We start from the raw sequence: 24503 nt of genomic DNA, 5'->3' as shown, positions 1-24503 counted from the left end.
CGTTCAGTAATGGATGCGTCGGGTCCCCTTCACGCCCCATGGAGAGTGAAGTCGCGTGAAGCCTTTTCAGGTCAGATGGAGAGTCTCTGCTTTCGTGAGTGGCTTGCAATCAAGCGTCTTCAGGATTTCGGGAATCTTCTGGATAGTCGAATACAAATCTTCTACGCGACATGCCCTGCTGAACAGCCAGCCCTGAAGGGAGTCACAATGCATATCGAGGAGAATTTTCGCCTGTTGTGTGCTCTCTATGCCTTCCGCGGTAACGGTTTTTCCCAATCCATGAGCAATGTTGATAATACCGCGCACGATTACAGAGTCTTCGGGCGACGTTTCGATATTCGACACGAAACGGCGGTCAATTTTAAGGCGGTCGATCGGAAACTCGCGCAGATGTGTCAGTGACGCATAACCGGTACCGAAATCGTCCAATGCCACTTCGACACCGGCATCATGCAATTGTCTCAAGCCTCGTTCTACCCGTTTCTGGTCGTCGCCCAGCAACATGGTTTCGGTAACTTCAACACAAAACTGCTCGGGGCCGATAGCAGTCTGGGCACATCGTTTGAAGAACCGTTCCAGAAAAGCATCCGAGCGGAAGTCTGCATTGGTCAGATTGATCGCAACCCTTCCGAAGAGAAGGCCTTTGTTACGCATAATCGCCATATCGTCGAACACGTGCTCCAGCAGATAAAGGCCGAAAATAGCGCACGTGGCCGGATCAGTGAGAGCTGTGTGAAAGTCGGATGGACCGATAATGCCGCGCTGTGGATGATCCCAACGGGCGAGGGCCTCGAATGAGATTGCCGGATGGGACGCAGGATAGAGTATCGGCTGATAGAAAAACATGAACTCCTCACGACGAAGTCCAATATTAACATCAGATAAAAGCTGGAACTTTCTTTTAATGGCCTCCATGCTTTTATTGCTGAATACTTCAAATCTGTCACGCCCCAGCGCCTTGGCGCGATAAAGCGCGATATCGGTAGCTTGTAACAAGCTGGCCGCATCTGCTCCATGCTGGGGGAAAATTGCGCAGCCCATGCTGGCCGAAAAATGGTGGGTTATCGACCCGATCGTGACCGGCTCGCGCACCGCATCGAGTATTTTTTCACAAAGTTTCAGATTGTCATGAGTATTTTGTCGATCAAGGATGATCCCAAATTCATCCCCTCCCAAACGCGCGATAAAAACATGATCGTCCACGACATTACGCAGACGCAATGCAATGACCTTGAGCAGGTAATCTCCCATTACATGGCCGAATGAATCATTTATCTCCTTGAACAGATCGATATCAAGGATAGCCAGATGAAACGTGCCTGCCTCTTCACCTTTCCGTTTGATCAGATCTTCCATGTATTGGGAAAACAGTCTGCGGTTGGGAAGATCGGTCAGGAAATCAGTATTCGCCGTTGCTTCAAGTTGGCGTATATTAATCTGGAGTTCTTCTTCCAGCTCTTTTTTCTTCGTAATGTCAAAGCGGATGGCAACGTAACCGTCTACTTTGTCCGAGCCGACAAGGTGGGGAACAATTGTCGTGTCCACCCAGTAAAGGGAACCATTTTTCCTTCTGTTGCATATTTCTCCATGCCAGATATGTCCGGCCTTGATCTTTTGGTACATCAAACGGAAAAATTCTTTGTGATGTATCCCCGAACGCAAAATCCTGTGGTTGGCGCCAATTAATTCTTCTTTACTATACCCGCTTATTTCACAGAATTTCTTATTTACACCTGTAATAGTCCCGTGCGCATCTGTCGTGGCGACAATGGCGGCATTATCAAGCGCATATCGGATGAAGCTCTCTTTCATGCCTACACCTGACGATTAGAGTCGTTTGTACTGACCAGCCGTAATTGATTGTTTGTTTTTTTGGCAATGCTGCCTGTAGATCCAGCTTGGGTCTTGAACGATGCAACCGACTGCGCCAGTTCGTCAGCTATTGTGACCAGCTCGTATGCGGCTGCGGCACTTTCCTCGGAGATGGCCGTGTTCTTCAGCGTGGTCTGTTACAGGCTGCGGATCGCGATTTTGACCTCATCCAGTCCAGCGGACTGTGCCTGTGATGCCGTGGCGATCGTGGTGATGACAGCGTTCATGTCTCTGACCTGGGAGGTAATGCGCTGCAAGGCTTCTCCCGCTCTGTGAACCTGCGTCACGCCCGACATTACATCTTCGGCCGCTTTGGTGATCAGGGAGGCAATCTCCTTGCCGGCATTTGCCGAACGCTCTGCGAGCGCACGAACCTCGCTGGCGACCACAGCGAAGCCACGCCCGTCACCACCTGCTCTCGCGGCTTCAACGCTTGCATTCAGTGACAGAATATTCGTCTGCATGGATATTTTGTTAATAACACTGATGGTATTCGAAATCTCCTGAGAGGATTTTTCGATCCGGCTGATCGCTTCGATCGCGTCGGCCACGATCTGGCTGGCCTGTTCGGCATCAGATTGCGCGGATACCGCCATTTGGCGGGCCTTGGCCGTCTCCCTGGCCGTCTCAGATGCGCCAAGAGCAATCTGCGTTACGGCTGCAGACATTTCTTCCTGAGCGGCAGCCTGTTGCTCCGTGGCTTGGGACAGGCTGTCAGCGCCATGGCGGATACCATCCGCGTTTGCCATGACGTCATGGGTGGACTGTGCGATCCGTCTCATGCTCTGCGCGAGTTGCTGGGCAGACGCATTGAAGCGCTGCTTCAAGGACATCGCGTGCTCTGGCAGGGGCTCTGTCACACGATAGGTGAGGTCCCCGTCAGCCAGGGATGACAGCGCGGCGTTGAGTGCAGAGAGAATGGTATGATCGTCCCTTACGCGCTGTTCCTGCTCCGCGCGTAGCTTGGCGCGTTCGGCTTCTATGGCTTCCAGATAGAACGATACGGTGAGGTCGATTTCCGTAAGAACGGCCTTGCACAGACTGGTCACGCTTTCGGCCAGACGCTTTCGGCCGGACGATCTGGAGAACAAACCACTGCTTCCTGCGCCATCTTCTTCGATGATGGATCGGATAAGCTGGTCGAGAATAATCGTATAAGCGCCGATATACCATTGTGGCGTCAGGCCGATCCGGGCATGCACCTCACCGATACTGCGGACCTTTGCCACGTAGGCAGCATCAAAACGCGCATCCATGATGGCCTCCCAATGCGCCATCTGGGCTCGTTGGGCCTGATCAAGCTTGGCTTCGGAGGTAAAAAAATGGCTGACTTCAGGCGTTTTGCGAATACGGGCGTAAAGAGCTTCGAGAGCGGTTGGCAAAACCTTGGTAAGAGGAACACGAAGAGCGCGCAGGGCATGCAAATCCCCCGCATCCATTCCGATGAAATCGTGTCGGCGCTGAAGGTCAGCCATGCAACACTCGTCTTGTTCCACTTTGTTTTTCCAATCCCATTCATTCTTCGACAAAACTTGTTAATCGCTCAACTCTCACTGACGGTCAGGTCATGGACTGAATGTCAGGCCTCCGTATCAATGCGTAGTGTGCAGAACAGTTGTCGGTTCTTTGATTATTGCCTACAGCGGTTCATAATCGGTGGTTTTTGATCCTACGGACCTGTGCCCTTACGAGCTCTTGTTCCATTGGACCGAAAAAGGGGTTTTTGACGCATGAGATATGGCTATGCGCGGGTATCGACTGACCACCAATCAACGGACGCACAACTTACGGTCCTTCGTCATGAAGGATTGACTGACGATCAGATCACTCAGGATGTAATTTCAGGTGGTGTTCCCGCTCTGATGCGACCGGGGATGTCGTCGTTACTTGAGAGGCTTCAGGAGGGCGACCACTTGATTGCCGCCAAACTCGACCGGCTAGGCCGTGATACCATTGATGTCATGGGGTTAATTAGAATTCTGAACGAGCGGCGGATTAATCTGCGTATTCTCAACATTGGCATTGAAACGAATACGCCAAACGGCCGGTTGTTCCTGACAATATTGGCGGGATTCGCTGAATTTGAACGTGAGATCATCCGCGAGCGAACTCTTGCGGGCCTTGCCGCAGCCAGAGAGGCAGGCATAAAGCTCGGGCGACGGCCTAAATTGTCAATGCGTCAGCGCACGCATGCCATCGAACTGTCTCAATCAGGCTTATCGAACCGACAAATCGCCGATCTGTTGGGTGTGTCGGCATCAACGATCCAGCGTTTGGTATACCCACGAGTGCACCAGAAACTGGCTTTTTGACGCAGGGGCTGTCTAACGGCGAACAGTAGTTTCATGGCGATATGACAGTTATCTTGACTTGAAACCGAAAACCACCACCGTTTTTGACCCATACCTCGATTGGTAAGAGATATAGATATTATAAACATATGTATTTTTCATAAACACATGCGTTGTCTGCTTCATGGCAGTTCTGACACAAGTTTGACCGTTAGAGCCAGATGATCGCCGTCGGGATGATGCGGGGGAGGCCCGGTGAACGGCTGTGAGAGTGCATGGTGCCTAAGCGGTTCTCAGCTATCCTCGCGTCCGGCACCATTCTGACGAATTTGAACATTCTGGGAGCCGACAAATAGAAGGCGTCCTTATCTTGTGGAGGGTCAGATGCACCATCCATCATCAGGGGTCATGGCAATCCATGGCGCAGGTCGAATGGGAAACACGCAGATAGGGGGAGGATACGCAACAACGGGCGGTGTGCCATAGGCCATCGGGAGTAGGGGCAGTCGCTCGCCATGGCCGACCATGCATTGGGCATATGCGCTGTCATATCAATGCTGGAGCGTCTGGCTGGCCTACTTGGCGCGACCAACTCCGATGATCGCGCCAAGCAGGAGGCAATTTCCTGCACCGATTGCTGCTCCGTGACCGGCATTGCAGGTTATGCTTCCCAGCAAAGCTGCCGGAAGCGCTGCCGATGCCAGTGTCAAGAACGGCGCTTTTCAGGCCGCTTGATGCCGTGTTTTGCGAAGGCGTTGCGCCCGTCTGTGTCTGTGCGTAGAGACGGCATTCGGCATTATTTTTCTGGAACGCCGCAAAAGTCTCGTCGGGTCGGGGCAAGACCATAAAACTCGGAGTGACGGGAGCGGGCGACGTGCAAGCCGTAAGCGTGAGAGCGTCGAGCGGAGAAAACATGCTCTCCCCGCAGAGAAATCGTGGCATAGTGTTTGTGAAACATGAAGTCTGAACCAGCAGAGGTGGGGAGAGCGTCTGATCGCACTGGCGACCGGATATTCTACGGATGACGGATCAGCGTCCCCCGGTTCAGGCGTTTCAGCGGTATCCTACTTTGTTAAAAATGGATCAGAGACAGGTCGCTGGTGTGGTGTGGCACTGACCAGCGCACGACGCCCTTCTGGAGACAGACGGTCCATGGCTTCGACCAGAGCATCGCTGAATGTGCTGACAAAGACATTCCACGCGGCCTGCCATTGTTGCATGGCGGCGCGGGTTGCCACCGGGTCGAATTGCGGTGCCAGTAATTGACGGTCAATTTCCGCACGGGCCCGTGCGAGGTTCTCCTGTGCCTGAGCATAATGTGGTGCTTCCTGACGCAATACAGAGCGGAAAGTCTTTGCGTCCTGTGCATCAAGCCGGGATGTTACATGCTGCAGAACGCGCATGAAAACGGGCATATGCCTTGCATGATGGCGTAGATATTGACCGCTAACACTGGCTACAAGGAAGAGATTCAGCAGAAGAGAACCAGCCAGCAGCCATCGGTAAGTCCGGCCCTTTGCATTGTAAACAATCATAATTCGCCACCGCTTACTGGAATCACAAGAAGCGTGTTGAGCATGTCACTCACCCCTCCGGATGACTGTATCCACCCCAGCCATAAACCACCTGTTACGACAAAGGCGCAACTGAGTACCAATCCGGCGCGACGGAAGATGACAAGCTCGCCTGCTGTCATCATCCAGGTTGGATAGACTATTGGCCGACGGGGCATGAAGCGCCACCATCCACGCGATGAACTTTTTGTCCCGCCCTGTTCGGCAATCCGCCCGGCCACGCCCGCGCGCAGGCGCATCAGGGCTGCATGTGTGTCTTCATGAGCAGTCTGTGCGATAAACTCCGCATTCTGGGCATCAAACGCACAGGCAATGATCGTGTCCACCCTCTGCTGCTCGTGCAGGACAAGGTGTGCTTCGGTTGAGCCAGCGAGCAGGGCCTCAGCCGGTCCACGATCAGCCGCAGGCCAGCGGGAAAAGTCCGCGCCGTAACACTCCGCCAGATAGCGGAATCTTTTCTGCGTCATCATGAGCTTTGTTTTCCTTCCGCGCGAGCGTCTCTCCCCAGCGTCTCCCGCAGGAGCGCTCGCCCCCGTGCGAGCAACCGTTCCACCGCCTTGGCTGAAAGCCCCATGCGGCGTGCTGCTTCCGCACCGGACAGACCTTCGTCATATACCAGCGCCATCGCTGCCCGCTGCCTCGGCGGTACTGCCTGAAGTGCTGTGACAAGCGCCAGACGTTCCTGCATTGCTTCCAGACGGCTTTCAGCGGACGGTCCGTCATCGGCCATGTCGAATCCTTCGGGTAGGGGCTCCATCTGCTTCCGGCGGGTAAGATCAATGCTGAGATTGACGATGACCCGGTAGAGCCATGTGGTAAACCGTGCGCGTGAACCATCGAAATTGCGTGCATGGCTCCATGCCCGAACGAAGGCGTCCTGCACCAGATCCTCTGCGGCTTCGACATTACGCGTCAGGCGGCAGGCCGTGCGCAGCGCATATGGACCATGCCTGAGCACGATCTGGTCAAACGCGTCACGATCTCCCATCCCTGACCAGCGCAGAAGATCGTCATCGGATGCCTCGCCATAGCGGCGACGCTCACCCGCCATTGACCGATGCTCCGGCCCTGCATGGCTTGGAGCCGTGCATTCGGCAACCTGCAAGCCGATCATCGTGCTGAAGCGCCATTCTGTCATGCCATTCCGCCATGTCTGCTGTTGACCATAATACGGCGGATTGTTGGTCTTCCCCCGTAGGCAGGTAAAAATTTTCCGGCCAGTTTTTTACGCTGGAGCCGGGAGAACGAGAGGAGCTGAAATCTCCATTTCTGCTACGGCATATGCGTATCTACTGGCCTAACCATGTGTGATGCTTCAACATCACTTAATATCGAGATGAAGAAATGTTTTGTCTATGAATTCCAGTCCATTTCTGCGGAGAGAGAAGGGAGTATGTTATTTTAAATGATAGCGTAAGATTTTATGTTCCATGAAGTGTGTTGTAATAATATATCATACAAATATTTTCGGAAGATCTATGTCATGCGGAATAAGTTTTTTATCAAAATATCAGCCCTGTTAATATTAACAGCAGGGTTTACCGTGGGGTCTGCGGATCAAGCCGTTGCGCGGGACAAGCCACAGCTGGTATCTTCTGCCGCTATCCAGAAAGTGATCGAAGAGGCTTACGAGAAGTATAAGCCTGTCATGGACGGAAAAAATGCCAGTTACATTCCGTATCTGGCCAAGGCGGACAGCAAACTCTATGGCATTGCTGTTGTAACCGTGGATGGGCGGGTATTCCGGATTGGGGATGCAGGGCATCCGTTTCCTGTGGAATCTGTCTCTAAAATTTTTACGCTTGCGGATGTTCTGCACAAGCAGGGAGCCGAGAGTATTCTGCACAAGATCGGCGTGAATGCGACTGGTCTGCCGTTTAATTCCGTTCTGGCGGTAGAACTGAATAATGACAGGCTGGGTGGTAGCCCGCCTTCAGGTAATCCGCTTGTTAATGCAGGCGCCATTGCAACTGCCAGTCTGGTCGAAGGTAAAACATTGGATGCAAAATGGCAGAATGTTATTGATACTGCCTCTGCATTTGCCGGGCACACATTGCGTCTGAATGATAATGTTTACCGGTCTGAAATGGCCAGTAACCAGCATAATCAGGCTATTGCAATGTTACTGCAAAGTTATGACCATTTATATGCTGATGTATCGGAAACGGTTGATCTTTATACGCGCGAATGTTCCTATGATGTGGATGCGGTCGATCTCGCAACCATGGGGGCGACATTCGCAAATGGAGGGACCAACCCACGCACCCATCATGTTGTGGTTGATGCGGCTACAAGTGCGCACGTGCTGGCTGTTATGGCTACGGCGGGTCTGTACAATACGTCTGGCGAGTGGTTGTTCAAGGTTGGGCTGCCCGGAAAAAGTGGGGTAGGTGGCGGTATTGTGGCCGTGGTCCCCGGCAGGCTGGCCATTGGTGTTTATTCGCCCCGTCTTGACGCGGCCGGGAACAGTGTACGCGGGCAACTTGCTGTACAGTTTATTGCCGATGCGCTGGGCGTTAACATTTTTGCCTCAGAAGCACAGTAAGCATTCTACCAGAAAGACGTTTATAGCTGCCATACGCAGCTACGTCGTATTATTGTACATAGATAAGTAAAGCATGACCAGTCTGTTACCCGTTGGGAGGTAACAGACGTATTGGCGGTTTGCGGGCTTTGACGATCAGTGTATCGAGTTCAGAAAGAAAACGGGAGCGATCTGTTTTACAAAATGCGGCGCTCCCGGATGTGACCATTCCGGCTGAGCGTAGATCGGTCATAAGGTTTCGCATGGCCAGCGCCATGCCTATGGAATCACTGTCCAGTAACCTGCCTTTATGTTCAAGGACATAAGCGCCTTTTTCCACGCAGCGCGCGGCTAAGGGGATGTCGGCGGTTATGATTATATCCCGGCTCCGGACACGCTCGGCAATCCAGTCATCGGCTACGTCGGGGCCGGAATCTACAACAATGCGCTCAATGAGTGGAGAGTCAGGTACTGCAATCATACGGTTGGAAACAACGAAAACATGCAGTTTATAACGCGTGGCGACACGGTACACTTCGTCTTTGACAGGGCAGGCGTCGGAATCGATAAAAATACGGATCATTTTTGTAATTTGGCGCAGCCTTGCCTGTGGAGCAAGGCAGATGAAATTGACAATGTATGAAAGCGGTCAGCGACACGGATCAGATAGGAGCAGTATTGATAATTCTGTATCCCAGATAGAATACATGGAAAGGGACACATAATTTGATCAGGAGAGTAAGAAGTTCCTGTTGGAATTATATATTGGGAGTCTGATGAATGAAGGTCAATTTCAGGCGTATGCCGCGTTATGTGTCGGTGTGTCTGGCTATGGTCAGTCTGGCGGCCGCAGTGTCTCCCGCCATGGCTGATACGCAGCCGGACGTGAGTGCGGACAGTGCAAAAAATGGCACGGAAAATGGACACTCCATGCGTCCGCTATGGGTGCTGCTGGCGCAGCGTGGTCCGGATAATGAAGATGCCATGATGACAGCGTCGTTTTATACCAAAGCGGCCTGTGAAGACGCGTTGAAGTTCTTCCGTGAACAGCAGGAGCATCCCAATCGCGAATTTCATGGGGTATGCCTGCCTTCAGGGGCAGCCTGACGCATGGCCGCAAGGTGCATGCCCGGATAGAAGTATGCACCTTGCGGGGTATTGGTGGTGTTTATAGCGGTCGCTCGGCCATATAAGCGTGAAACACACCAAATGACGTGTGTTTGCGCACTTTGCTAAACCCTACGGATTGCATGGTGTCCAGAATACGGGCCGGAGGCACGCACTCCTCAATCGTATCCCAGTAATAGGCCATGAGCCTTCTGCTGTCCTGCGAGGCTGCAACACCGGATAGCAGCGGTACAACCCGGCCAAGGTAAAAACGCAGCAGAAGCTGGACAAGGCGGTTGTCAGCGCGCCCGATTTCCAGAATCAGCACATGCCCGCCGGGTTTGAGTACATCCAGATAGCCTGCAAAGGTTGCCCTCAGGTCATGCACATGCCGTAACGCGTAACCCATGCTCAGCATGTCCATGCTGGCCGGAGCAACCGGCAGGGCCTGAGCATCCGCCAGAACAACCTGAATGGGCAACTTGTCACGGCATTGTCCGAGCATGCCTGCACTCATATCCAGCCCGATAATGTTGGCGGCATCTGTTATGGTTGCCGCTTCCTGCGCAACCAGACCCGTGCCGGTTGCAACATCCAGCAATGTCTGCCCTGCGCGCAGCCCGGCCATGCGCAGCATCCAGCGCCGGTACCACTTACCTGATCCAAGCGAAAAAACCGCGTTGATCCGGTCATAATAACAGGCTGTTTTGTCAAAAATAGAGCGAACAAACTGCCTGTGTTCCCCCTTGGTGCGGTAATAGTCAGGCAGGACGGGGTGAGGTGGGCAGGGTATGCGCTCAGACATTGCCATTTCCGGTTCAATGATCTTGGTATTCGGTTCTTATCGTAATTGAGGTATGTGGACCAGTCCTGCCATGTTTTATCCGGTTTTGGCCACACAGGTATGTCTGCCATGTTCCGCTGCATTGTTCTCGTTCCATCCTATAATTCCGGACCATTGCTACGGAGTACGGTCTCTGCCGTGCTGGCCGTCTGGCCGGATGTGGTGGTGGTGACAGATGGCAGTACCGACGGCAGCGAACGCACACTGGATGATCTGCTGCCAGCACATGCGGGGCTTAAAATTCTGCACCTGACGCAGAATGGAGGGAAGGGGCAGGCTGTTTTGCAGGGGGCGTTATGGGCCATGCAGGCAGGGTATACGCATGTCCTGACCATGGATGCAGATGGCCAGCACCCAGTTCAGGCCGTGCCGGATTTTATATCGCTCTCCTGCTCTGTCCCGCAGGCTCTGGTGCTGGGTGTGCCAGTCTTTGGGCCGGAAGCGCCGCTCCTGCGCATATGGGGGCGCAAGTTATCCAATATTCTCATTGGTATGGAAACAGGGGGGGCAGTTAAGGACTGCCTGTTTGGCTTCAGGGTTTACCCGCTCAGGCTTCTGGTGGGGGTTCTTCAGGCATCACGCTATATGCGGGGTTTTGACTTTGACCCTGAGGTTGTGGTGCGTATGGTCTGGCAGGGAGCGCCCGTGCTCAATAAACCAGCCATGGTGCAGTATTTCAATGCAGCGGATGGCGGTATTTCTCATTTTCGTTATGTGCGGGATAATATACGCCTCGTCTTTATGCATCTGAGGTTGTTGTTCGCATGGTTGAGGCGTGCGTGCTGCGGAAAGCCGCGACTGTCGTCCTGAGCGATACGTGTTGGAAATTGCGTATGACAAGGCGCCTGACCCCGGATTCCACAAGCATGAACAGCAGCGCCATGGCAAATGTGCCGCCAGATAGCGGCCACTGCCACGTGCCGGTCGGGCCAAGCCAGAACAGAAGGAGTGGTGTAATCAGGGCTGCGGCAAAAAACAGTGTCCACACAATGGTCAGGGCATGTGTGTAGCGTGCAATATCCGCGCGTAAAGGGCCATGTACCCGGCTGGCCACAACAGCAACAAGAGGCTGTCGGGATGGCAGGAGGGAACGGCCAAAAATGAACAGCATCATGCCCAGAGAGACCGCATAAAGCACACAGCCATCGGCGACCGTTACCTGATGCGGCCAGTATATGGTCAGAGGCACAAGACAGATGGCCATAACGGCACTTTTTTTAAGATGCAGGCTCAGAAGAGCAAACGCCATACACTGCATGGTGAGCGAGGCGATACTAATGGGAATTATTACAGAAGATGCATAGGGTATATGTCCAAGAAGAATTGATAGAGAGACAAGCATAGCGCTAGTTCCGCGCCGGAAAGCAGGCCGTTTTTCCAGCCATGCTGGTTTTGCGATCATGCGCGTTTGTGTTAGCTCACTCATGGTATCTGCACTTAACATGAGACATGCTGTGAATACGACCCGCTCGACAATAATACAAACGCCTTTTGAGCATGAAGTCGCAGAACGGCTTGTTGCGGCACTTCAGCTTGAAGTCATGGCTGAGGAGATCGCTCCCGAAGCCCCCCTGTTTGGGGAAGGGCTGGGCCTTGATTCCATTGATGCGCTGGAAATTGCTCTGTTTGTCGGGCGTGATTACGGTGTGGCTCTGCGGTCAGAAGACCCTGATAATGCACAGATTTTTAGTTCATTACGGTCTTTGTGTGCATTTGTGCAGGCAAATCGCACTGCTGGGTGAAGCTGATGGCAGACGTCCGGTTTGACCAGCAATGGCCTGATCTTTCCCTTGTTTATGCTCCTGATCGACCACTTTTTCTGACTGATCGGGGCAGTGTGACCGGCTGGAGTTTTCTGCATGCCGCGCATGCGGTAGCCGCTTTGCTACCAGACCGCCCGATTGTGCCCGTCTGCTCAGGTGTAAGCAGTTTTGCACTTCTGCTGGCTGCCACCATACTGCGCGGGCAGTATGTGCTTCTGAGTAGTGAGCGGAATCCTGCACGGTTGGCCGAACTTGCTCTGGAACATAATGCCGTCTGCGCCAGTGTTGAGGGGGATTCCGAGAGCGCCCTGCTGGCTGGTAGCGGGCTGGTGGTGCCAGATGTTCTGGCAATGTCTTCTTCCGCCGGGCATGCGACCCGGCTCTGCCATAATCCTGTCATCAGGGCGGATGCTCTGGTGGCTCTGGTTTTTACTTCGGGCAGTACGGGGCAACCGGTCGGGCATCGTAAATATTGGGGTGGGCTGGTGACACGCAGTGTGACCGCCCGTGTTCTGCTGGACCCCGATGATGCTCCTGCCTGTCTGGTCGGCACAGTGCCACCTTATCATATGTACGGGTTCGAGGCACTGGTTCTGCAATGCCTGAATACACGCGTCACAGTGGTTGCTGGGAGCGGGGGGTATCCGGCGGACTGGCAGGCCAGTCTGAGCCGGGCGTTTGCTCCGCGTATTCTGGTCACAACACCTCTGCAACTGAGGACCATGCTGCGTTCGGGTCTGACATGGCCCGCCATCCGGCGCGTGGTTTCGGCCTCGGCTCCTCTGGCCTCCGATCTGGCTGCTGAGGCGGAAAAGGTTCTGGATACAGAAGTAACCGAAATTTACGGTTCGACTGAAACAGGCTCCATGGCCATGCGGCGAACGGTAAGCGGGGCGCACTGGCGATGGTATGAAGGTGTCACCCCGCATGAGAGTGCGGACGGTGTTGAAGTTTCGGCACCGGGTGTGCAGGGCTATCTGCTCGCCGATTTTATTCAAACTCAGAGCGATGGTACATTCCTGCTGCTGGGCCGCATGAAGGATGTGGTCAAACTGGGTGGCAAGCGGGCCTCGCTTGCTGCGCTGAATGCCGTGTTAAACGCCATTCCTGGCGTGGAGGATGGGGCATTTCTTCCTCCTGAAGGTGATGCCAGCAATGTTCTGGCGCGGATGCAGGTTTTTGCCGTCTCTTCCACCTTGAGTGCCCAGAGCATTCTGCTGTCCCTGCGGGAGCAGATTGAGCCGGTTTTTCTGCCGCGCAGTGTCAGGCTGGTGCCCGCCTTGCCCCGTAATGCCTTGGGCAAGCTGACCCTGCAGGCGTTGCGCGCCATGGCAGGGCAGGCCATGCAGGAGGAGGAAGTCGGGTCTTTTACGCTGTCTTCTGATCATCCCTGCCTGCCGGGCCATTTTCCCGGTAATCCGGTTGTACCGGGCGTTTTGCTGCTGGAGGCCGGGCTGGAACAGTTGGGGCAGGCCGGGTTGCATGTGGATATGGTCAAGTTTCTGCATCCGGTTCTTCCGGGCCAGAAAGTGATTTTTCTGGCCCGGAGTACAGGCCCCGTTGTGCGCCTGACCGCCAAGTTGAATGATCAGCCTGTCATGCGGGCCGTGTTAAAGGCAAAACAAGAGCATGCCACGCACGGCTGACAGGCGCTGGATTGTACCGGAGCGGGGGAACCGCTTTGCCATGCAGGTGGCGCTGCTTCTGGCCCGCAAGGTTGGAAGGCGGCGGCTGGAGTGGCTTCTTGGCCCCATTACGCTGTATTTTTTTCTGTATAACGGGGCGGCCCGTAGGGCATCGCGCGCTTATTTGCGTCGTGCTTTGCCCATCCGCCCCACAATAATCACCATTATGCGGCATATGCGGTGCTTCGCACAGGTTGTGCTGGACCGTATCTTTTTTCTGCAAAACACCACGGACATGCCCCATGTGCGGGTTACGGGGCGGGAGAGTTTTTTACAGGTCCTGGCGGGTGGGCGAGGGTGCCTTCTGCTGGGGGCGCATATTGGGTCGTTTGAGGCGCTCAGGGCCTTGGGGCGGGAGCATTCCATAACATTACGTATGCTCATGTACCGTTCCAATCTGGGGGGAGCCACGGATGTGCTGGAGACGCTGGACCCCACGTACGCGCAAACCATTATTGCCATCGGGCAGGTGGATACCATGCTTCGCGTTGCGGAAAGTCTGGGGCGTGGGGAGGTAGTTGGTATTCTGGGCGACAGGGCGCCCGATACAGACCGGTGTATCCGCACAAAAATGCTGGGAGGGGATATTTTCCTCCCCGAAGGGCCTTTTCGGCTGGCGCTGGTTACAGGGGTTCCCATTGTGCTCGTGAGCGCCATACGTGCGGCAGATGGTGTTTATGACGTAAATTTTGTGCCGTTTGATGTGTCTTACCCCACATCCCGGCAGGGACGGTCCGCTTTTGTGCAACAGGCGGCGGAGCGATACGCCTGCTGGATGGAGGCGCTGTGCCGCAGGCACCCGTTCTCATGGTTTAATTTTTATGATTACTGGAAAGACCTGCCGTGAAAGTTTTTTCTCTTCTGGTGGCATGGGGGCTGCTTGCAGGCATGGGGCAGGCATGGGCGGCCGATAACGGAGCAGACCTGAGCGGACAGATCATTGCACATCTGGGGCAGGTGCCCGAGCGTGCCCAGCCTTTCCATGAACAGAAGGATATGGCGGCTCTTACGCACCCATTGCTCTCCAGTGGCGTGCTACTGTTCCATCGCCCCGCATATCTGGAGAAAAACACGCAGGCTCCACGCCCCGAAAAACTGGTGATCGACGGGAGTATGGTCTCCATCCAGCGGGGAGCGGGGAGTGTGCATAATGTGCCGCTGTCGCAAAGCCCTGCTCTGGCACTGCTGGTCACAACCATGCGTGCTCCGCTGGAAGGCGACATGGCAAGCCTGGCGCATGATTACACCCTGAGCGCACAGGGAGACCTTGGCGCATGGACACTCAACATGGTGCCTCTTTCCCCGCAGGCGGTGCATCTGGTGCGTCTGGTCGTGCTGAAGGGGCGCAATAACGCCATACAGAGCCTGAAGATTGTACAGGCCAATGGGGATGTGCAAACCCTGACCCTCGACCCGTGAGGCCGCGTAGAAAGCCCGGGGTTCTGGCCATTACACTGGCGGTTTCGGCTCTGTTTGCCGTGCTGGTGTTCCTGAATATCCCGCTGCGGATGGATATGGCGGGGTTTTTGCCCAAAGGGCACGATGACGGAACACGCTTTTTATTGCGCGAAGTGCAGGGCGGTGTGGCGGGTACTGTCATCATGCTGGGGGTGGAGGGAGCCCCCGAGCCTGAGCTTGCGCGGCTTAGTCTGGGCCTGCATGCAGCCCTTGCTGGGGATTCCCAGTTTGTCTCCGTCCTGAATGGCGTTTTCGCCACGGATCAGGCCGAAGCCTTGCGTAATCTCCTGTTTGAGCATCGCTACCAGCTTGTCCCTGATAATTCTGTGCGCAAGCTGGATGCACTGGCACTGGGGCAGGCGTTTTCCAATGTTCTGGATGGGCTGGATTCCGCCGCAGGTTCCATTTTGTCGGACGCACTCCTGCGGGACCCGACAAACGCTTTTGTGCAAACTGTGCGCGCATTGGAGCCGGATGTGCGTGTCCGGGTGGTGCAGGGCGTCTGGTTTGCGCCGGACCGGCCTCGTGCCCTGCTGTTGTTACGCACACGGGCCCCGGGTATGGACCTTGCCCGGCAGGCTCGTGTTGAACAGACCATAACGACGGCATTTGCCGCCTTGCACCCCGGTTCGGCCAGACTGCTCATGAGCGGCCCGTCGGTTTTTGCAGTGTCCAGTGCCGCGGGCATGCGGCGCGATGTGGATATGATGGCGCTGTGCTCCTTTGTGCTGGTTGTGGGTATTCTTTACTGGCGGTTCCGCTCACTGTGGGTGCTGGCAGCTATTGGTGTGCCGTTTTTGCTCTCGCTGAGCGCTGCCATGCTTGTTGTGCGTCTGGCCTTTGGCTTTGTGCATGGCATTGCATTCGGCTTTGGCATGACCATGCTGGGTGTTGCGCTGGATTACCCGGTGCTGCTTATCGGGCATCGTGACCATGGCGAAGGCCCACAGTCAACCCTGCACCGTATTGGCCATAGTTTGCGGTTGGGTGTTGCAACGGCTGTGCTGGGGCTGACCGGCATGGTGTTTTGCGGTCTGCCGGGGCTGGCGCAACTGGGCGTATTTGCTGCCGTGGGGCTTGTGGTGGCAGCGCTTGTTACCCTGCATATCATGCCCGGACTGGTCGTGGCAGCGGATCTGGCACCGTATGTGAGCGGGCCCTCCAGACCTTTGGCTGTGGCGGAAGGCTGGCGGCGTTACCGGGTTCTGGCCTGCCTTCCTGTCATGTTCTGCGCCGTGGCGTTATGGCGTTCTCCCCCACTTATGGACACACGCCTGACAGCCCTTAGCCCCCTGCCAGAAGAAACCCTGCGACTGGACGATTCATTACGCCGTGATCTTGGTGTGCCGGACTCTTCACTCATGCTGGCAGTCTCAGGGCAGAATGCGCAGGCAGTGCTGGAGCGGGAGGAGGCTCTGGCGCCAGTATGGGCGCAATTGCAGCAAAAGGGTGCTCTGGCTGGTGTGCAGGAGGCCGCGCGTCTGCTGCCTTCGGTGCAGATGCAGCGCAGCCGGGCCAGCCAGTTGCCGCCCCCGGCCGCGTTGCAGGTAGCTATTGCACAGGCAAGGGAGGGACTACCCTTCAGTGCAACGGCCTTTGATGCATTTGTGGCTGATGTGGCGCGTGCACGGCAAATGCCCCCGTTGTTACCGCAGGATATGCTGGGAACGCCGGTTGGGGCTGCAATGGCTCCCTTGCTGTTTGCACGGGGTGGACAATGGTTCGGTCTCGTTTTTCCGGAAAGTGTGAAGGACCATCAGGCTGTAGAACGCGCACTGGCTGGGCAGTCGGATGTTCTGGTGCTGGATATGCGCAGGGAGGTGGATAGCCTTTCTGCCTATCATACCGGTCGTACCCTGCGCTGGATGGCAGTCGGGAGTGCGTTAGCGTTTGTCGTGCTGCTGGTTGGCCTGAGCGATGCCGGGCGCATGTTCCGTGTAATCGCGGCTGTGGGAGCGGTGCAGATTACGGTGCTGGGGGCGTTTGCCCTGTTACATCAGCCTCTTACACTCATTCATCTGATTGCCCTGCAGTTTGTGCTGGGCGTTAGTCTGGATTACGCTCTGTTCTTCGCACGCTCCCAGCTGGACGCGGAAGAACGGGCCAGAACCATGCGCACATTGCTGACCTGCAATGCCATGACCGTGCTGACTTTTGGCCTTCTGGCAGCCTGCCAGACCCCATTACTGCGCGAAATTGGGATAACCGTTGCGTTTGGTGTTGCGCTAGCCATGATCTACGGCTTTCTTCTGGCTGGACAACGCCCGAATATTGGACCACCAGACCGACCATGAAACCACTCGCCATAACCGCTGGAACAGTCCTGAGCGCAATCGGGCGAGGATTGGCCGAGACCGAAGATGCGTTGCTGGCGCGCCGCTCTGGGCTGACGCCATGTGACTTTGCCGGAATAAAAACAGGCTATGTCGGCTGTGTGCCACAAGCTGGTACGTATGTGCTGGAGGGAGTTGCCCCTAGCTTTACGTGCCGCAACAACCAGTTGGCGGATATGGCCTGTGCGCAGGACGGGTTTGCGCAGGCGGTGCGGAATGCCCGCCAGTTTTATGGTGCCCACAGGATTGCCGTGGTGCTGGGCACTTCCACGTCTGGCATTCTTTCAGCCGAAGATGCCTATGAGGCACTGGACCCGGTAACCGGCGCCCCGCCCATGAAGTTTGATCAGGCGCATACGCAGGACCTGTTCTCACTTCCCCGGTTTGTCGCCGCCCGACTGGGGCTGGAAGGGCCAATACTGAGTGTTTCCAACGCCTGTGCGTCCTCATCCCGTGCGTTTGTGGATGCCCGTCACTGGCTGGAGGCTGGGTTGTGCGATGCCGTTGTCGTTGGTGGGGCAGACAGCCTGTGCCGTATGACATTACGTGGGTTTGCCGCCCTCGGGCTGGTGAGTGCGGAACCAACCCGCCCGTGTGACGCGCAGCGCACCGGCATTTCCGTAGGGGAAGGAGCAGGTTTTGTTCTGCTTGAGCGTGAAGGAGCGCGCTCTGGTGCTGACGTCATGGGCCGGTGGGTTGGCTATGGGGTGAGTAGTGATGGCCACCATATGTCCTCCCCCGACCCGCTGGCACGCGGGGCTGTGGCGGCCATGCGTGAGGCGCTGGAACGGGCCGGGCTGGATGCCACACAACTGGACTATATCAATCTGCATGGGACCGGTACGGTTGTGAATGACGCCATGGAGGACCACGCCGTGCATACCCTGTTTGGCCGTAGCGTGCCCTGTTCTTCCACCAAAGGCTGGACGGGGCATACTCTGGGGGCCTCCGGGATTATCGAGGCCATGTTTGCACTTGTTATGATGCGGGCGGGATTTGCGCCGGGCTGCCTGAATGTGCAGCAGATTGACCCCACATTTAACAGCCATGTGCTGACAGACACACTCCATAAGCCGGTCCGGCGGGTGATGAGTAATGCTTTTGGTTTTGGTGGAACCAATTGCAGCCTGATTTTTGAGGGCGTGTGATGCAGGTTTCTGTGCAGGGGATTTCGGTCTGGGGGCCGGGTTTGTCTGGGTGGCCACATACCGCCCGTGTTTTGCAAGGGCAGGAAGACTGGGAACCCGCACCGGTGCAGGTTCCGCCTGCGACCTGCCTGCCCGCCAATGAGCGGCGGCGTTGTGGCCCGTTAACCCGCCTGGCAATTGCACTGGCGGAGGAAGCCTGCGCACAGGCGGGCGTGCAGGCGGCAGACATAAGGGGGGTATTTGCCAGCTCCAATGGGGATGGGGCCGTGGTGGATAGTATTTTAACCGCTCTGAGCACACCCGGAGGGGAGGTTTCTCCAACCCAGTTTCATAACTCGGTGCATAATGCGCCTGCGGGGTACTGGACCATAGGGCATGCCAGTCTGGCCCCCGTTGTGGCATTGGGGTGTTATGACTGGTCCTTTGCACAAGGGTTACTTAAGGCGGCGGCCGAATGCGTGGTGGAAAATGCTCCCGTGTTGTTTGTGGCTTATGACCTGCCCATACCCGGGCCAATTGGCAAAGTCCGTATTACGCACAACACATTTGGTTGCGCTTTTGTGCTGGTGCCACAGGCCAGGCAGGGCGCGGTTTGCACGCTGGATATAACCCATGCTCCCGGTGCCATGGCGCAGGATACAACCTTGCCACCCCAACTTGCAGAGCTTGCGCGGAGTAACCCCGCGGCAGGGGGGCTGGCATTACTCCAGCAGATTGCCAGCGGGCAGGAGGGTACTGTGCATATGACCTGCCAGCCGGGGACCATTCTGGCGGAGGTAAAGCCATGTTAGAGCGTGTAAAGCTGGAGCGTGTGGATATTCTGGCCTTAATCCCGCATCAGGGGGCCAGTTGCCTGCTGGATACCTGCTCCTTCTGGTCGGATACCACGTTGCGCGCGCATACAACGGCCCATTTGCGCCCCGATAACCCATTGCGCCATGCTGGACGGCTGGGGGTGCTGGTCGGGGCGGAAATGGCCATGCAGGCCGCTGCCCTCCATGGTGCCCTTACAGGGCAGACCATGGCCAGAACAGGCGGTTATCTAGCAGCCCTGCGCGACCTGCAGGCGCAGTGCGACAGGCTGGATTGTGCGGAGTATGGCCTGTTGCAGATTGACGTCCTGCGTGAGCAGGTCGATAGCGCTGGTATGGTCTATGGGTTTTCCGTCCATTCCCAATCTGGGGATTTGCTTTTGCAAGGTCGCGGAACGGTCATGTTTCAACGGGTTGCAACTGGCGCAGGGGCGACGGAATGAAGCGCGCACTTGTAACCGGTGGTAGCAGCCCGATCGGGGCCGCAATTTGCCATAAACTGGCGGGGAATGGCCTGCATGTTCTGCTGCATGCCCATGCCTCGCGCAGCAGGGCGCAGGAAGTTGTGGAGCGCATACGGGCCGAAGGTGGCTCCGCTGAATTATGGTGCTGCGACCTGACAGATGCAGATGCGACGAGGCAAGGTCTGGCCCCCGTGCTGGAAGCGGGCGTTCCGCAGATTATCGTCCACAATGCAGGCACCCATGATGACGTAACGATGGCGGGCATGGCTCCGGCCCAGTGGCGGGATGTGCTGGCCGTATCGCTGGATGGTTTTTTTAATGTGGTGCAACCACTGCTGCTCCCCCTGACCCGTACCCGCTGGGGGCGTATTATTGCCCTGTCGTCCATTACCGCGCAGATGGGGAACAGAGGGCAGGTCAATTACGGCGCAGCAAAAGCCGGGCTGGAGGGTGCGGTACGCTCCCTTGCGCGCGAAGTTGGCAGCCGTGGCATTACAGTGAATGCCATCGCGCCGGGCATTATTGCGTCCCCCGCTACGGCAGCGGTTATGAGCGAAGCTGATATTGCCGCTGTGGTTCCGGCCCGCCGTGCGGGACAACCGGAGGAAGTGGCTGATCTGGTCGGGTTTCTGGCCTCGGAGCAGGCTGCCTACATTTCGGGGCAGACCATTGGGGTTAATGGGGGTATGGCATGAGTGGTTCGGATATGACTGCGCGGGAATGCGATGTTCTGGTTATTGGCGGCGGGCCTGCGGGGAGCACAGCGGCCACGTTGCTGGCCCGGCAGGGTGTGTCAGTCATTATGCTGGAAAAAGACCCGCATCCCCGCTTCCATATTGGTGAATCCCTGCTGCCTTGCAACATGGAACTGCTCCGCGACATTGGCGTGCTGGATAAGGTGCGCGAGATCGGGGTGTTCAAGCCCGGTGCCGAATTTGTATCAGACCGGGGTGAAGGGCGGCTGGCTTTTCCCTTCAGCCATGCGATCCGCCCGAAGGATACGCATGCCTATCAGGTCAGGCGCTCGGAGTTTGATGAAATCCTGTTCCGCAACGCTCAGGCTCATGGGGTGGAAGCCCTTGAAGGCTTGCGGGTAGCAGAAGCCCGTTTTACGCCCCGCCAGCCAACGCAGGTTGTTGCGCAGGATGAGGCCGGGCAAACCCACACCTTTACGCCCCGTTTTGTGCTGGATGCATCGGGGCGGGACGGATTTCTGGCGCGGCGTTTGCATACGCGGCATGCCGATAAAAACAACTCCACAGCCGCCATTTTTGCGCATTTCCGCAATGTTGAACGCCGTGAAGCCGATATGGAAGGCTATATTTCCATCCATCTGGTGGATGACGGATGGTTCTGGATGATCCCCCTGCGTGACAATATTATGAGCGTTGGTTTTGTGGGGGACAAAAATGCGTTCAGCTCCCATACCGGCCCCAAAACAGACCTGTTCTGGAAAAAAGTGGCGGAAAGCCCCAGTGTCTCACAGCGTCTGGCGCCAGCGGAACAGTTGGGGGAACTGACAACCACCGGAAACTACTCCTATTGCGCGGACAAAACATGGGGGGAAGGGTATTACATGATCGGGGATGCGTTTGCGTTCCTTGACCCTGTGTTTTCGTCCGGTGTGCTGCTGGCCATGAAGAGTGCTTACCGTGGGGCACGGGTGGCGCGGGCATGGCTGCGCAGTCCAGCGCAGGGGCGCAAGGCCGCCCGGCATGAGGAAAATTGCACACGGCAGGAAATGCGCCGCGTAGCCTGGCTGATTTACGGGATTAATGACCCGGTGCAACGGGAGTTATTCCTCAATCCCCGGAATATCCTGCGTATGCGTGATGCCATTATCTCGCTGCTGGCGGGGGATTTTGTGGGGCGTTGGCGGGTGCAGGCACCTCTGCTGGCGTTTCGCTCCGTGCTGGCGGCCATGCGCTGGAAATGGGCGAAGAAGCGGGCAGCAAACTAAGCCCTTTTGCCACAAGAGCCTGCTGGTTGTCGAGCCATATGTAATAGGCATTGTAAAACGCAGCAAAATCCGCAGGCTCTTTTTTCAGCCACTCAGCGAGAGGCCGACGTTCCGCTGCAATCCGTGCGTAAAGTGCTTGATACCAGAGCAGGTTGGCACGCAGGTCATGGTAACGCGGTTGAGCCAGGTAACGGCTGAATGCCCGGTTGTAGTGGCCAAGCAGCGGGTCATCATAAAAAATAAGGGACAGGTTGGTGTTATAGACCGCATTGGGGGTCTGTACGGGGTTAGAGTCCAGAATAATCCCCGGTTCCCCCGGTAGCCAACCATCACGCAACAGGGTCTGGCGGGTTTGCGGGTCATGGAACAGTGCGTGGAGATCCCCCGGTTTGTGGCGGTCTGCCCGGTCCAGCAGGTTGACCACCTCGTTTTTGGGAACAGGGAAGGTCAGCGCCGCCTGAAGAATGAACTGATGAACAGGCAGTTCATGCCAGAAGTCCGTTGCAGCGAGTGCATTATGGATAAGATGGTTGCAGTTATCCTGCATGACATTGGTTTCAAATGTCTTGGGGCCGTAGCGGTACAGTGCGTTGCGACTGTTCAGAAAATCGACAATCTGAACCATCTGGGTCGAACTGACCGGTAATCGGGCGCAGTATCGTGCCCGTCCGTAGCTTATAGCGTAATCCGTGCCGATGGAAACTTCGTATTTCCAGTCTTCTGGCGGGGTGCTGGCTGGCCTGTCTGCCAATGCCCAGTCCCGGAACGTAATGGCACTGTATAAGCCGCGCTTCTGTGCCGCATTTTTTGTGCTCTGGTAGGCCTCCCGCGTCAGGCCGTCTCCGGGTTTGAGAATGCCATTATAAAAAAACGCACGTCCGGGTATGCCAACCCAGTTTGCATTTACAAAATGGGCGTTCATGCTCACCCCGGTCTCACCCTGCGGGCAGGTTTTGAGCACAGGGTAGGGGGAGGAAGGGTCCAGACAGGCCCCATGCAGGAACAGGACGGCATGCCCCCCCGGTCCTCCGGCAATATCTGCCCCGTAACCGGGTTTTTTGGAAATTTGTGAAACAGCACAGAGTTCTGCCCATTGGGGGAACATCGCGTTGTAGGCGTTTTCCTGCGGCAAGGGGCCGGGGGTGTTAAAATTAGGTGGTGTGCAGCCCGCAAGAAGACAGAACGCGACAGATACCGCGCAGGTAGCTTTGGAAGAAGGCACACACAGTCTCGAAATCAAAATGGAAGGAACACGCTTGACCTCTAAACTGGCCGTTTCTGGGAGATAAGGCAAGCGGCAGGATTATCACAATAAAGGGCATGTCCAGTCCGGGGCATCCGGGTGCCTCGTACTGTAAGGCACAGGAGTTTGCAGTATCCGGGCTTAACAGGGAAGATGTATGGGATACGGCTTTGCAATAAATTTAAATAACGTTTTTTGCCCTGAAACCACCATTTCCTGCGCAGTGGATAAGGTTATCCTCACTGGTAATAGGCCTGCCCGGCCTGAGCGATTTGAACCATGCGCAACAGGAATTGAGAAAAATGCTCGATATGCAACGTGCCCTGGACCTGAAGGCACTGGCGGCAACATGCCCTCTTACAGCCGGAGATTACATAACAGCCCGCTACGCTCTGCCTGTAACAGATGGTGCGGTTCAGCTTGAACTGATAGCACCGCAGGGGACTGGGCATGTTGACGCCGTTGATAAAGATGTTTTTCTGTTTGTACTGAATGGCCAGTTTTCCATCAATGACACCTCCATGTTTGAAGGGCAGGGAAGCAAGGTCAATGCAGGCACGGCGTTTGAATGGTCTGCCACGCCGGGTACCCGGCTGTTTGCCATGGGGGTAACGGAAACGGAAAAGGGAGAGCCCGGTGTGGTTGAAATTGATACCGCAGCGGCTATGTCTCCCTCTAATCCGCCTCCGGCCGAATATCTGATTGGCCCTACTCCGGAATGCCAGAGCGCGCCTGCATGGCGGTCGTGCAAGGGACAGTTCTATGGTGGCACATGGTCAGCAACCCCTTATTACAGGAAAAAGATTCCTTATGTGCATGACGAGTTCATGTACCTGCTTGAAGGTTGTGTCTCTTTTGTCAACGCGGCTGGCGAAAAACAGACTTTTAAAGCTGGGGATGCTTTTCTGATCTGTCGCGGGGCGAGCTGTTCGTGGGAGAGTCTCGAGGTGGTAAAAAAAATATATGGTATTTTCCGCCCAGCAGAACTGTAAAAAAGTGGGTATCTGAGGATGTGGTGACATAACCTTCTCCTTCAAAAAGTATCATAAAGGCTGCCATTCCCTGATGGCAGCCTTTTTTTATGCTTACTTTCAAGGATGCTCCGAGCCGTCCTGTATCAAAGCAGATCACCCGCGACAGGGCTTCTTTCAGGTCGGCAGGAAAGGGCGGTCTTAGGCCATTATGAAAGGATGGCAAGCTTCGGGAGAATTTCGCTCATTCCGATATAAAAACGATATGATGTACTGTATAGCTTGGCAAATCGGAGTATTCCGCTGCACTGATCCGCACATAATCATTCGGACAACTGGCGCTGTCTCACGCTTTACCGCCCTATTTTGGGTGTTCCGGAGGATAGGCATGGCAAACACTCAAACTTCTTTTGTTTCGCGGAACTGTACGCTGGCGCGGTTCCCGCGCAATGTG

23 protein-coding genes are annotated in these 24503 nt (G+C 55.8%); 15 read left to right on the top strand and 8 right to left on the bottom strand.

Annotated features, from left to right (window positions below; translation table 11 throughout):
• Nucleotides 1-66 precede the first annotated feature (66 nt).
• Both HNR55_RS10435 and HNR55_RS10430 read right to left on the bottom strand, forming a co-directional pair.
• The gene (locus HNR55_RS10435) at nt 67-1812 is read right to left on the bottom strand and encodes a putative bifunctional diguanylate cyclase/phosphodiesterase (protein ID WP_166115148.1); all 1746 of its coding nucleotides are present in this window, start codon (nt 1810-1812) and stop codon (nt 67-69) included.
• Between the two features lie 197 nt (nt 1813-2009).
• The gene (locus tag HNR55_RS10430; protein ID WP_166115146.1) at nt 2010-3347 is read right to left on the bottom strand and encodes a globin-coupled sensor protein; all 1338 of its coding nucleotides are present in this window, start codon (nt 3345-3347) and stop codon (nt 2010-2012) included.
• 255 nt (nt 3348-3602) lie between these two features.
• Here HNR55_RS10430 and HNR55_RS10425 point away from each other — a divergent pair, with 255 nt between their 5' ends.
• Nucleotides 3603-4184 (top strand): recombinase family protein, encoded by a 582-nt coding sequence (locus tag HNR55_RS10425; protein ID WP_166115143.1) that lies wholly within the window; start codon nt 3603-3605, stop codon nt 4182-4184.
• A 1043-nt stretch (nt 4185-5227) separates the two neighbouring features.
• Here HNR55_RS10425 and HNR55_RS10420 read toward each other — a convergent pair.
• From HNR55_RS10420 to HNR55_RS10410, 3 genes are read right to left on the bottom strand one after another with little or no spacing between them, the layout of a single operon-like run.
• Nucleotides 5228-5698, bottom strand: coding sequence for a periplasmic heavy metal sensor (locus HNR55_RS10420; protein WP_166115140.1), 471 nt, complete (start codon nt 5696-5698; stop codon nt 5228-5230).
• On the bottom strand, nt 5695-6207 hold the full coding sequence (locus tag HNR55_RS10415; protein WP_166115137.1) for a hypothetical protein: 513 nt from the start codon (nt 6205-6207) through the stop codon (nt 5695-5697). Before HNR55_RS10415 ends, HNR55_RS10420 begins: the two co-directional genes overlap by 4 nt.
• Nucleotides 6204-6875 carry a sigma-70 family RNA polymerase sigma factor gene (locus tag HNR55_RS10410; protein WP_166115134.1) on the bottom strand — a complete coding sequence of 224 codons (672 nt, stop codon included), beginning with the start codon at nt 6873-6875 and terminating at the stop codon, nt 6204-6206. The genes HNR55_RS10415 and HNR55_RS10410 overlap by 4 nt, the downstream gene beginning before the upstream one ends.
• 345 nt (nt 6876-7220) lie before the next feature.
• Here HNR55_RS10410 and glsA point away from each other — a divergent pair, with 345 nt between their 5' ends.
• A complete protein-coding gene (gene glsA / locus HNR55_RS10405; RefSeq protein ID WP_166115131.1) occupies nt 7221-8282 on the top strand; it encodes a glutaminase A in 1062 nt (353 codons plus the stop codon).
• A gap of 85 nt (nt 8283-8367) precedes the next feature.
• Here the strand turns inward: glsA and HNR55_RS10400 are convergent, their stop codons facing one another.
• A complete protein-coding gene (locus HNR55_RS10400; RefSeq protein ID WP_166115128.1) occupies nt 8368-8844 on the bottom strand; it encodes a YaiI/YqxD family protein in 477 nt (158 codons plus the stop codon).
• Nucleotides 8845-9041: 197 nt separating this feature from the next.
• Between HNR55_RS10400 and HNR55_RS10395 the strand changes: the two genes are divergently transcribed.
• Complete coding sequence (locus tag HNR55_RS10395) at nt 9042-9368, top strand: hypothetical protein (RefSeq protein WP_166115125.1); 327 nt, start codon at nt 9042-9044, stop codon at nt 9366-9368.
• Nucleotides 9369-9429: 61 nt separating this feature from the next.
• On the opposite strand, the gene HNR55_RS10390 is transcribed toward HNR55_RS10395, so the two are convergent.
• Nucleotides 9430-10173, bottom strand: a complete 744-nt coding sequence (locus HNR55_RS10390; protein WP_166115122.1) for a class I SAM-dependent methyltransferase — start codon at nt 10171-10173, stop codon at nt 9430-9432.
• Between the two features lie 108 nt (nt 10174-10281).
• On the opposite strand from HNR55_RS10390, the gene HNR55_RS10385 reads away from it, so the two are divergent.
• Nucleotides 10282-11022: a glycosyltransferase family 2 protein gene (locus tag HNR55_RS10385; RefSeq protein ID WP_198911918.1), complete on the top strand. Its 741-nt coding sequence runs from the start codon at nt 10282-10284 to the stop codon at nt 11020-11022.
• Here the strand turns inward: HNR55_RS10385 and HNR55_RS10380 are convergent.
• Entirely contained in the window at nt 10952-11461 is a 510-nt protein-coding gene (locus HNR55_RS10380) for a COG4648 family protein (RefSeq protein ID WP_166115116.1), read from the bottom strand. The two genes, HNR55_RS10385 and HNR55_RS10380, sit on opposite strands and share 71 nt — an antisense overlap.
• A 193-nt stretch (nt 11462-11654) precedes the next feature.
• Here HNR55_RS10380 and HNR55_RS10375 point away from each other — a divergent pair, with 193 nt between their 5' ends.
• From HNR55_RS10375 to HNR55_RS10325, 11 genes are all read left to right on the top strand, one after another.
• The gene (locus tag HNR55_RS10375; RefSeq protein WP_166115113.1) at nt 11655-11954 is read left to right on the top strand and encodes a phosphopantetheine-binding protein; all 300 of its coding nucleotides are present in this window, start codon (nt 11655-11657) and stop codon (nt 11952-11954) included.
• A gap of 5 nt (nt 11955-11959) precedes the next feature.
• On the top strand, nt 11960-13621 hold the full coding sequence (locus HNR55_RS10370) for an AMP-binding protein (RefSeq protein WP_166115110.1): 1662 nt from the start codon (nt 11960-11962) through the stop codon (nt 13619-13621).
• Entirely contained in the window at nt 13605-14507 is a 903-nt protein-coding gene (locus HNR55_RS10365) for an LpxL/LpxP family acyltransferase (RefSeq protein ID WP_166115108.1), read from the top strand. The genes HNR55_RS10370 and HNR55_RS10365 overlap by 17 nt, the downstream gene beginning before the upstream one ends.
• Nucleotides 14504-15079: a LolA-related protein gene (locus HNR55_RS10360; protein WP_166115105.1), complete on the top strand. Its 576-nt coding sequence runs from the start codon at nt 14504-14506 to the stop codon at nt 15077-15079. Before HNR55_RS10365 ends, HNR55_RS10360 begins: the two co-directional genes overlap by 4 nt.
• On the top strand, nt 15076-17412 hold the full coding sequence (locus HNR55_RS10355) for an MMPL family transporter (protein ID WP_253545772.1): 2337 nt from the start codon (nt 15076-15078) through the stop codon (nt 17410-17412). Before HNR55_RS10360 ends, HNR55_RS10355 begins: the two co-directional genes overlap by 4 nt.
• Nucleotides 17409-18599, top strand: coding sequence for a beta-ketoacyl-[acyl-carrier-protein] synthase family protein (locus HNR55_RS10350; protein ID WP_166115102.1), 1191 nt, complete (start codon nt 17409-17411; stop codon nt 18597-18599). Before HNR55_RS10355 ends, HNR55_RS10350 begins: the two co-directional genes overlap by 4 nt.
• Nucleotides 18599-19390 (top strand): beta-ketoacyl synthase chain length factor, encoded by a 792-nt coding sequence (locus HNR55_RS10345; protein ID WP_166115196.1) that lies wholly within the window; start codon nt 18599-18601, stop codon nt 19388-19390. The genes HNR55_RS10350 and HNR55_RS10345 overlap by 1 nt, the downstream gene beginning before the upstream one ends.
• Nucleotides 19384-19854 (top strand): phosphotransferase, encoded by a 471-nt coding sequence (locus tag HNR55_RS10340; RefSeq protein WP_166115099.1) that lies wholly within the window; start codon nt 19384-19386, stop codon nt 19852-19854. Before HNR55_RS10345 ends, HNR55_RS10340 begins: the two co-directional genes overlap by 7 nt.
• A complete protein-coding gene (gene fabG / locus HNR55_RS10335) occupies nt 19851-20570 on the top strand; it encodes a 3-oxoacyl-ACP reductase FabG (RefSeq protein WP_166115096.1) in 720 nt (239 codons plus the stop codon). Before HNR55_RS10340 ends, fabG begins: the two co-directional genes overlap by 4 nt.
• Nucleotides 20567-21835: a tryptophan 7-halogenase gene (locus HNR55_RS10330; protein WP_166115093.1), complete on the top strand. Its 1269-nt coding sequence runs from the start codon at nt 20567-20569 to the stop codon at nt 21833-21835. Before fabG ends, HNR55_RS10330 begins: the two co-directional genes overlap by 4 nt.
• A 1545-nt stretch (nt 21836-23380) precedes the next feature.
• Nucleotides 23381-24070: a cupin domain-containing protein gene (locus HNR55_RS10325; protein WP_166115090.1), complete on the top strand. Its 690-nt coding sequence runs from the start codon at nt 23381-23383 to the stop codon at nt 24068-24070.
• The last annotated feature ends 433 nt before the right edge of the window (nt 24071-24503 follow it).

Origin of the sequence: Acetobacter lovaniensis, from assembly GCF_014207635.1 — a bacterium.
GTDB lineage: Bacteria > Pseudomonadota > Alphaproteobacteria > Acetobacterales > Acetobacteraceae > Acetobacter > Acetobacter lovaniensis.
This window is presented reverse-complemented; position numbering and strand designations above follow the sequence as displayed.